General features: G+C 72.9%; 7 protein-coding genes. 2 read left to right on the top strand and 5 right to left on the bottom strand.

Annotation, left to right across the window (positions count from 1 at the left end):
• Nucleotides 1-208 precede the first annotated feature (208 nt).
• A complete protein-coding gene (locus ACFV2J_RS42065) occupies nt 209-2041 on the bottom strand; it encodes a glycoside hydrolase family 3 protein (RefSeq protein ID WP_385443769.1) in 1833 nt (610 codons plus the stop codon).
• 331 nt (nt 2042-2372) lie between these two features.
• Nucleotides 2373-3290: a LysR family transcriptional regulator gene (locus ACFV2J_RS42060; RefSeq protein ID WP_385092557.1), complete on the bottom strand. Its 918-nt coding sequence runs from the start codon at nt 3288-3290 to the stop codon at nt 2373-2375.
• A gap of 88 nt (nt 3291-3378) precedes the next feature.
• Here ACFV2J_RS42060 and ACFV2J_RS42055 point away from each other — a divergent pair, with 88 nt between their 5' ends.
• Complete coding sequence (locus ACFV2J_RS42055; RefSeq protein ID WP_385443765.1) at nt 3379-4323, top strand: EamA family transporter; 945 nt, start codon at nt 3379-3381, stop codon at nt 4321-4323.
• Nucleotides 4324-4562: 239 nt separating this feature from the next.
• Here the strand turns inward: ACFV2J_RS42055 and hemC are convergent, their stop codons facing one another.
• The 3 genes from hemC to ACFV2J_RS42040 all read right to left on the bottom strand — a co-directional run bounded on the left by hemC (nt 4563) and on the right by ACFV2J_RS42040 (nt 7545).
• The gene (gene hemC / locus ACFV2J_RS42050) at nt 4563-5498 is read right to left on the bottom strand and encodes a hydroxymethylbilane synthase (RefSeq protein WP_385092563.1); all 936 of its coding nucleotides are present in this window, start codon (nt 5496-5498) and stop codon (nt 4563-4565) included.
• 270 nt (nt 5499-5768) lie between these two features.
• On the bottom strand, nt 5769-6569 hold the full coding sequence (locus ACFV2J_RS42045; RefSeq protein WP_385092566.1) for a sugar phosphate isomerase/epimerase family protein: 801 nt from the start codon (nt 6567-6569) through the stop codon (nt 5769-5771).
• Between the two features lie 28 nt (nt 6570-6597).
• Entirely contained in the window at nt 6598-7545 is a 948-nt protein-coding gene (locus ACFV2J_RS42040) for a GNAT family N-acetyltransferase (RefSeq protein WP_385092569.1), read from the bottom strand.
• Between the two features lie 387 nt (nt 7546-7932).
• Here ACFV2J_RS42040 and ACFV2J_RS42035 point away from each other — a divergent pair, with 387 nt between their 5' ends.
• A complete protein-coding gene (locus ACFV2J_RS42035; protein WP_385092572.1) occupies nt 7933-9360 on the top strand; it encodes an alkaline phosphatase family protein in 1428 nt (475 codons plus the stop codon).
• Nucleotides 9361-9502 lie beyond the last annotated feature (142 nt).

The following is a 9502-nucleotide window of genomic DNA, read 5'->3' as shown; positions in this document are numbered from 1 at the left end:
GCCCGGGGGGGCGCCAAACACCGCCGGGGTTAGACCCCCCACCCCAACCCCGGCCGCCGGCCCCGCCCCACCGCCGCCCCCCCGCGCGGCCTCGATTGAAGCCCCCCCCAACCCCCGCCCCGGCGTCCCCCGCGGCGGCGGGTCACGCTGGGCATCAGGGGTGCTTTGCGTCCGTCAGGGGTGGTGCGTCCGGTGTGCGGCGTAGGTACTAATACGTCATTCCGTATCCGATCGGGTACAGCACCTGGGCAGGGTCGTCCGCCCGCTGTACCGCGACCGGAAGCCTGCCGCGCGGCTTCGCCCGGCCGGCGATCACCCGTGCGGCGGCCCGCACTTCGACGTCTGTCCAGGAGTACGCCGCCAAGTGGGCGTCGGCGGACGGAAGATGGGCCACGTCGTACGGATTGCGGAGGGCGATCACGATGACCGGGACGCCGGTGGCGACCAGGCGGTCGACGAGCGTCCGCTGCGAACTCGCCGCCGTGACGTTGTACGTCCCGACGACCACGGCGTCCGCTCCCGCGGCGGCCGCGACCGCGCTGTCGACGGCCGCCCCGGTGGGCGCCGTCCCCGTGGACAGCGCCGTGGCCGTGAAGCCCAGCGCGGTCAGGGCGGTCGCCAGGACGGTGGTGGGCGGGCCGTCGGTGCCGGAGGGCGAGGCCGGGTCGGCGCCCACGACCAGCACCTTCTTGTGCGTACGCCGGGAGAGCGGCAGCAGGCCCCGCTCGTTGACCAGCAGGGTCGTCGTGCGTTCGGCGATCCGGTCGGCCGCCCTGAGGTGGGCCGCGGTGCCGACCGCGCGGTCCACCTCGCGGTCGCTGACGTACGGGTTCTCCAGCAGCCCGAGCCTCGCCTTGAGGCGCAGGACGCGCAGGAGCGACTCGTCGAGGCGGGCCTCGGTCAGCTCGCCGCCGCGCACCGCGTCGAGCACGGCGTGCCAGGCGACGTCGATGGACGGCGGGTTGAGGAGCTGGTCGACGCCGGCCTTCAGGGCCAGCACGGGGACGCGGTCGTCGCCGTACTTCGTCCGCACGCCCTCCATGCCGAGCGAGTCCGTCACCACGACGCCGTCGTAGCCGAGTTCCTCACGCAGGATGCCGGTGAGGATCGGACGGGAGAGCGTGGCCGGGTCGCCGGCCGGGTCGAGCGCCGGGACCATGATGTGGGCGGTCATGATCGAGTCGATGCCGGCCCGGATCGCGGCCCGGAAGGGCACGGCGTCCAGGTCCGACCACAGCTCACGGCTGTGCGTGATGACCGGGAAGCCGAAGTGACTGTCCACGGCGGTGTCACCGTGCCCCGGGAAGTGCTTGGACGTGGCGGCCACGCCCGCGCTCCGGTATCCCTCCACCTCGGCCGTCACCAGCTGGGCCACGGCGTCCGGGTCGGCGCCGAAGGAGCGCACCCCGATGACCGGGTTGGCCGGGTTGACGTTCACGTCGGCGACCGGTGCGTAGTCCTGCCGGATGCCGAGCGCGCGCAGTTCGGCCCCGCCGAGCCGCCCCACGGTACGGGCGTCCTCCCGTGAGCGGCCCGCGCCCAGCGCCATCGCGCCCGGGAAGAGCGTCGCGGGCTTGCCGACCCGGGCCACTATGCCGTGCTCCTGGTCGGTGGAGATCAGCACGGGCAGACCGCGCGGCTGGGCCAGGGAGACCTGCTGGATGCCGTTGGACAGCGCCGCGATCTGGTGCGGGTCGCGGGTGTTGTGGGCCCAGGTGAAGTAGATGATGCCGCCGACGCGGTAGCGGGCGATCAGCTCGGCGGCCGTCCTGACGCCGAGTTCCGCGAGGTTGGCGTCGATGTCGGCCTGGTCGGGGGCGGTGGCCGAGTGGCCGTACACCCGCATCACGAAGAGCTGGCCGACCTTCTCTTCGAGCGTCATGCGGGAGATCAGGGAGCGGAGTGACGTTTCGTCATGGTGGCCCCCGGCGGCCCGGGCGGGGGCCGTGCGCAGGGCGAGAGCGGCGGTGGTCCCGGCGGTGGCGGCGAGAACCGTACGTCTGGACGGTTGTGCGGTGCTTCCCGTGCTGGCGTCGCGCACGAGCGCTCCTTCCCTCGTGAAGGAAACTTCCGAGGAGTCACGAATATCTGGGAAGTTTCTTCCAGTCAAGGGTGTGCACAGTAGCCGGACGGGGGCCGTCACCGGCGCAGTTGGAGGGGGGCGCGCCGGTGACGGCGTGCTGCCGGCCGCAGGCGGCGGAGAGGGTGGTCAGCGATCGCAGCCAGCAGCGAGGCCGACACCGCACTGCGAGACTCGTGCGGCAGCATGCGGATTGGACGGGCCGGCACGGGTCCGGGTTCCCGGATTCCGACTGATCGCCGAAGTCGGTACGGGAGTGCCGGGCGGGTCTCGTGAGGCGCCGGGGCGCCGCTCACCGGGGGTCGTGCCGGGACACCGACACCCAGTGGGACCGGAGGGTGCGGACCGTCTCCGCGATGGCCGGACGCCGCGCCGCGCCGGTGCGCCACACCGCGTACAGCCGTCGTACGGGCATCGGGTCGAGCGGCACCTCCACCACCCCTTCGGGAAGCGCGCCACGCCCGAGCCGGGGGATCAGCGCGACGCCGAGCCCGGCCGCGACCAGGGCGACGAGGGTCGGGTTCTCGTCCGCCTGGTGGACGATGTCGGGCTCGCAGCCCGCCGCGCGCAGGGTGCGCACCAGCCAGTCGTGGCACACCCGTCCGGGCGGCTGGCAGATCCATCGCTCGCCGGCCAGCTCCTCCCGCCGCACGGACGTGCGCCCGGTGAAGGGATGCCCGGCGGGCACGAGGAGGTCGCAGAAGTCGTCCCCGATCACCGCCTGCTCCACGCCCGGCGGGGCGGGGAGCGGCGCGATGTCCCAGTCGTGTGCCACGGCCACGTCGACGGCGCCCTTGGCGACCAGGTCCACGGAGAGATGCGGGTCGACCTCGGTGAGCCGGGTGTCGAGGGCCGGATGCCGGACGGCCAGGTCGGCCAGTACGGCGGGCAGCAGCCCGCGTGCCGCACTGGCGAAGGCGGCGAGGTCCAGCCGGCCCGCGGGCACCCCGCGCCGCTCCTCCAGCTCGGTCTCGGCCCGCTCCACGATGGCCATCAACTGCTGCGCGGTGGCCGCCAGTCGAAGGGCCTGTTCGGTGAGCCGCACACCGCGTCCGCGCCGTTCGAGAAGGACGGTCCTGGTCTCCCGCTCCAGTTTGGCGATCTGCTGGGACACGGCGGAGGGCGTGTACCCGAGCGCGGCCGCGGCGGCGCCGACCGTGCCGTGCACGGAGACGGCGTGCAGGGCGCGCAGCCGCTGGAGATCGAGCACGACCCGCCCCTTTCATCAGGAATGCTTCATCCAACCATGCAGCAGGATTCGCTGGTGCTTAACGGTCCGGGGACGTGATCCTCGACCCATGCGACCCGCCCACATCTGTCTCGCCGTGTTCGTCGCCGCCGTCTGGGGCGTGAACTTCACCGTCGTCGAGGTCGGCCTCGGCCACTTCCCGCCCCTGCTCTTCTCGGCACTGCGCTTCCTGGTGGCCGCCCTGCCCGCGGTGTTCTTCGTGGGGCGGCCCAAGGTCGCGTGGAAGTGGATCGTGGCGGTGGGACTGGTCCTGGGCGTCGCCAAGTTCGGACTGCTCTTCATCGGCATGGACGCCGGGATGCCGGCCGGCCTGGCGTCCCTCGTACTCCAGATCCAGGCGGTCTTCACGGCGGTCGTCGCCCACGTCGTCCTGGGTGAACGCCCCACCGGCGTCCGGCTCGCGGGGATGGGGGTGGCGCTGTGCGGCGTGGGGCTGGCCGCCGTGGACGAGGGCACCGGCGGTCCGCTCGGCGCCTTCGCGCTGGTGATCGCGGCGGCGGCCTGCTGGGGCGTGTCCAACGTCCTCACCCGCAAGGCGTCCCCGCCCGACCCCCTCAACTTCATGGTGTGGGTGAGCACCGTCCCCGTACTGCCGCTGCTGGGCCTCTCGCTGCTGACGGAGGGCCCGGCCCGGGACCTCGACGCGCTGCGCGCCCTCGACTGGCGGGGTGCCGGAATCGTCGTCTACGTCGCCTGGATCACGACCGTCCTCGGCTTCGGGGCGTGGGGCCGGCTGCTCCACCGCCATCCCGCGTCCACCGTCGCGCCCTTCTCCCTCCTGGTCCCGGTCTTCGGCATGTCGTCCGCGGCCCTGTTCCTGGGCGAGCCGATCGGCCCCCTGCGCTGGGGGGCGGCGGCGCTGCTGGTGGGAGGGGTGGCCCTGACCTCCCTGACACCGTCACGGACGGCCCGCGCGGCGGTCGGTCCGCCGGACGGACCCGCGAACGGACCGGCGGACGGACCGACGAGGGACCGGGTGGGCGAGCCGGTCTGAGCGCACGGCGGTGGCCGGCGTCCCAGGGGTCCACGTCCATCACCGCGCGGACCCTGCGGAGTTCACCGGGCTGAGGGCTGAGGGCTGAGGGCTGCGGGCTGCGGGCTGCGGGCGCTGGGGCCCCGAGTCGCCGGGTGTGCGGGTCTGGGCGTCCGCGCGTCCGCGGGGCGGGCGGGTCGGCCCCGCGCAGGGGAGCGTGTCCTCGGGGCGGGGCCGTCAGCCGGTGCGGGATGCCCCGGTCAGTGCGGGATGCCGTCGATCAGCTCGCGGGCTCCCTGGCGCAGCAGGGCGACGGCGACCGACGTGCCGAGGGTCGCGGCGTCGAGACGGCCCGCCCACTCGTGCGCGTTCAGGACCGTCTTGCCGTCCGGAGTGAACACGCAGGCACGCAGCGACAGTTCGCCACCGCGGTCGACCTTCGCGTAGCCGGCGATCGGTGAGTTGCAGTGGCCCTGGAGGACGTGCAGGAACATGCGCTCCGCGGTGGCCTCGCGGTGCGTGTCCGGGTCGCCGAGGTCGCTGACCGTCTCGATCAGGTCCGTGTCGCCCTCGCGGCACTGGAGGGCCAGGATGCCCGCGCCGATCGGCGGCATCATCGTCTCGGGTGACAGGACCTCGCTGATCACGTCCGCGCGGCCGATGCGTTCGAGCCCGGACACCGCGAGCAGCAGCGCCTCCGCCTCACCCGCCGCCAGCTTCTCCAGCCGGCGGTTGGCGTTGCCCCGGAACGGCACACACTCCAGGTGCGGGTGCGAGGCGGCGAGCTGCGCGACGCGCCGCACGGAGGAGGTGCCGATCCGGGCGCCCTGCGGCAGCTCGTCCAGGGTGAGCCCGCCGGGGTGGATCAGCGCGTCACGGATGTCGTCCCGGGCCAGGAAGGCGGCGAACATCGTTCCCGCGGGCAGCGGGCGGTCCGCCGGGATGTCCTTCACGCAGTGCACCGCGAGATCGGCCTCGCCCGCCAGCAGTGCCGCGTCGACCTCCTTGGTGAACGCGCCCTTGCCCTCGACCTTGGACAGGTCGCCCATCCACTTGTCGCCGGTCGTCTTCACCGGGACGACCTCGGTGCGGATCTCTGGACGGAGCGCGCTCAACTCGGCGCGTACGCGCTCCACTTGGGCCAAGGCCATGGGGGAGTCGCGGGAGACGATACGGATCAGTTCCGGGGCCGACATGCCGACCACGATAGCCGGTTTGCCGGGGGTGGGTGGGGGGTAAGGCGATCGCTCCAGGTGGTGGCGGGGAGGCGGTGCGGCCGGTCCGCGATCACGGGTGGGGGTGGGGCGCGGCCACGGGCGCGCGGTGGGACACGGCGACGGGGCCGCTGCCGGTTCGGGCGGCTCGGTCGGCTGCCGGTGCGCGCGGTGGGGTCGAGTGCCGGTGCGGGCGGTGCGGGCGGTGCGGCCGGGTGCGCGGGTGCCGCTCCGGAGGCGGCCGGCGCGGCTCTACGCCGACTCGTTCAGCAGACGCGCGAGGTGGTCCCGGCCCGGACCCAGCAGGTCCGGAAGCGGCGCGGCGGCCTCGTACCACCGCTTCTCGTACTCCCAGCACAGCCAGCCGTCCCAGCCCTCCCGGGAGAGCAGCTCCACGCACTCCGCGAGCGGCAGAACGCCCGCGCCCAGCGGGAGCGGGGCCGTGTCCTCGGCGGACGCGATGTCCTTGACCTGTACATAGCCGAGGTACGTGCACAGGGCCGCGTACGTCGACGGCGGCTCCTCGCCGCCGAGCCAGGTGTGCATGACGTCCCACAGCGCGCCCACGTGGTGATGGCCGACCAGGCCCAGGATCCGCGTCGCGTCCGCCCCGGTGCGGTGCGAGTCGTGGGTCTCCAGCAGGATGCGTACGCCGAGGTCGGCAGCGTACTCCGCGGCCGTGCCGAGCCGTCGCGCCGCCGTCGCGTCGGCCTCCTCGGAGCTCTGCCCGGCACTCGCGCCCGGGAAGACACGGACGAAGGGGGCCGACAGGTCCCGGGCCAGGTCCAGGAGTTCGCGGATCTCGGCGACCACGGGGCCGTCGTCGCCCGGCGCCGCCACCCGCGCGTACCCGGCCAGGCCCATGATCTCCACACCGCCCGCCTCGAACGCGGCGACGACCTCGGCCCGCTCGGTCGGCCCGAGCCCCGGGTGCACCGGCTCCTCGGGGTGCGCGCGGAGTTCGACGCCGTGATAGCCGTGCGTGGCGGCGAGTCGTACGACGTCGGGGACGGGGAGCGCGGGCACGCCGAGCGTGGAGAAGGCCAGCTTCATGGTCCGGGACCCTACCCGGCACTCCGGATCATCCGGGGGAGACGTGCAGATCAAGTCGCCAGTCCTGGCCGACGAGATCAGCGCCGAAGGAACGGTGCGGCTTCTCGGCGACGAGGGAGAAGCCGTGGCGCCGGTAGACGTGGCCGGCCGCGGTCAGGACGTCGTTGGTCCACAGGACGAGGTCCCGGTAACCGCCGTCCCGCGCGAAATCGACGACCGCCTCCACCAGCCGGTCGCCGATGCCGAGGCCACGGGCGTCCGGCTCGACGAGGAGCAGCCGCAGCCGGGCCGTTCCCGGCGCGTCGTCCCGTACGCACATCACGCATCCCACCGGCCGCCCGGCCAGCTCGGCGATCCAGACCCGCTCCAGGTGCGGATCGTGGTCCTCGGCGAAGTCCGCGACGATCCGGGCGACCAGGCCCTCGTAGTCGGTGTTCCAGCCGTACTCGGCGGCGTACAGCGCGGCGTTGCGCTGCACGATCCAGCCGAGGTCGCCGGGGACCGGCTCGCGCAGCGCGACGTCCTCGCGGTGCGGGCGCGTACGGAGGGCGGGGCGACGGGAGGACAGGAGCGTGCGCACGGTGTGCATCGCCTCGGCGAGACGCGGGCGGTCGCCGGCCGGGACGGTCGCGAGCAGGGCCCCGACGGATTCCCGCGAGCGTTCGTCCAGGACGGCCGCGGTCTCGTGGCCGCGCCGCGTGAGCGTGATCCGGCGGCGTCGCGGGTCGTGCTCCGAGGGCGTGCGTTCGATCAGGCCGTCCTGCTCGAACTTGTTCAGGATCCGGCTCAGGTATCCGGAGTCCAGCGACAGTTCACCGCAGAGGTCGGTGGCTTCGGCGCGGGGGGAGTGGGCGAGTTCGTACAGCACGCGTGACTCGGTGAGGGTGTACGGGGCGTAGAGGTGGCGGCCGTAGTCGAGGGCGCCGATGACGTTCGTGTAGAAGCGGTTGAAGGAGCGGATGTCCTGGACGGTCATGGTCAACCCCGGATGTCGGCTCTGGGTGTGGGCTCTGGGTGTTGATCGGTGCGCGCTCTGGAGGAGGGAGCGGAGTGGCGTGGACGGTTGACTCAGTCAGAGGTACGGGCCGAGCGTACGGGGGTGGGTGAGGCGGCGTCCACGGAGCGGACGTGTCCGGCGGTCGTGGAGTCCGCGTGAAGGCGGCCAAGTCCCGGCAACGGCCGGGCGACGTCCCGGCGACCCGGGTCATGGCTTGGCCAACCCCTTTCCGCGCGTTGTCCACAAGTTCACCGCGCGCCTCTGCCAACCCTCTTGAGCCCCAAGGAGAGTGAAACGGCGGGGCCGCCCCGGTGTGCCCCGTGGTTCGACTCCGGAGAACGGACGAAGACTCAAGAAGGGGCGATCATGGCCGAGTTGACACGTCGTAGACTCCTGGGTTCGGCCGCCGGCGCGTTGGGCGGCGCCGCGGCACTCTCCCTCCTCCCGCCGAGCGTCCAGAAGGCCGTCGCGGCCGGACCGCCCCGGCACGGTTCCCTCCGCGACATCGAGCACGTCGTCATGCTGATGCAGGAGAACCGGTCCTTCGACCACTACTTCGGCACGCTGTCGGGCGTCCGGGGTTTCGCCGACCCGCACGCGCTGACGCTCGACACCGGCCGGTCGGTCTTCTACCAGCCCGACGCCGTGAACCCGAAGGGGTACCTGCTCCCCTTCCACCTCGACACCCACACGTCCAGCGCCCAGGCGATCCCCTCGACGAGCCACGCGTGGGCGGTGCAGCACGAGGCGTGGAACGGCGGCCGGATGGACCGGTGGCTGCCGGCGCACCGCAAGGCGGACGGGGTGAACGGGCCGTACGTGATGGGGTACTACACGCGTGAGGACATCCCGTTCCAGTTCGCGCTCGCCGAGACGTTCACCATCTGCGACAACTACTTCTGCTCGGTGTTCGGGCCCACCTGGCCCAACCGGCTCTACTGGATGACGGGGACGATCGACCCGGGCGGGACCCAGGGCGGCCCGGTCCTCGCCAACAAGGCGCCGACACCGTACCGGTGGACGACGTACGCGGAGCGGCTCCAGGCGGCCGGGGTCAGCTGGAAGGTGTACCAGCAGGACGACGACTACGGCTGCAACATGCTGGAGCAGTTCGCGAACTTCCGTGCCGCGCAGCCGGGATCCGACCTGTACGAGCGGGGGGTGCGGCCGCAGCCGGAGGGGACCTTCGAGGACGACGCCCGCAACGACCGGCTGCCGGCGGTGTCGTGGATCATGCCGACCAGCTACCAGTCGGAGCATCCGGACTATCTGCCCGCGGCGGGGGCGGACTTCGTCGCCTCGAAGATCGAGGCGATCGCGTCGAACCCGAAGGTGTGGCGGAAGACGGCGTTCATCCTCAACTACGACGAGAACGACGGCCTGTTCGACCATGTGCCGCCGCCCACGCCGGCGGCCGGGACGGCCGACGAGTTCGTGCAGGGGCTGCCGATCGGGGGTGGGTTCCGGGTGCCCGCGATCATCGTCTCGCCGTGGACGGTGGGGGGCTGGGTGGCGACGGAGGCGTTCGACCACACGTCGGCGCTTCAGTTCCTGGAGCGGTTCACGGGGGTCGAGGAACCGAACGTCACCGACTGGCGTCGGTCCGCGTTCGGTGACCTCACGTCCGCGTTCCGTTTCTCCCACTCCCGTCCGCGCGCGCCGCAGCTGCCCGACGACACGGCGGAGCAGTTGGAGAAGGCGAAGCAGGAGGTCGCGACACTGCCGAAGCCGACGCTTCCTGGCGCCGACCAGTCCTTCCCGCGCCAGGAGAGGGGGCGTCGGCCGCAGGTGTGAGCGGTCGCGGTCGCGTGCGCGAGTGCGGGTGCGGGTTTCGTGCCGGTGGGTGGGTCGGGGCCGTGCCGGTGTGTCGAGGCCGTCGCCGCTGGATCAGACGTCGGCCGGGCATGCGAGCCGCTGCTCGATCCGAACGTAAGCG

Origin of the sequence: Streptomyces sp. NPDC059668 (assembly GCF_042734135.1) — a bacterium.
Classification (GTDB): Bacteria; Actinomycetota; Actinomycetes; order Streptomycetales; family Streptomycetaceae; genus Streptomyces.
The sequence above is the reverse complement of the archived record's forward strand: the minus strand, read 5'-3'. Positions and strand labels throughout refer to the sequence as shown.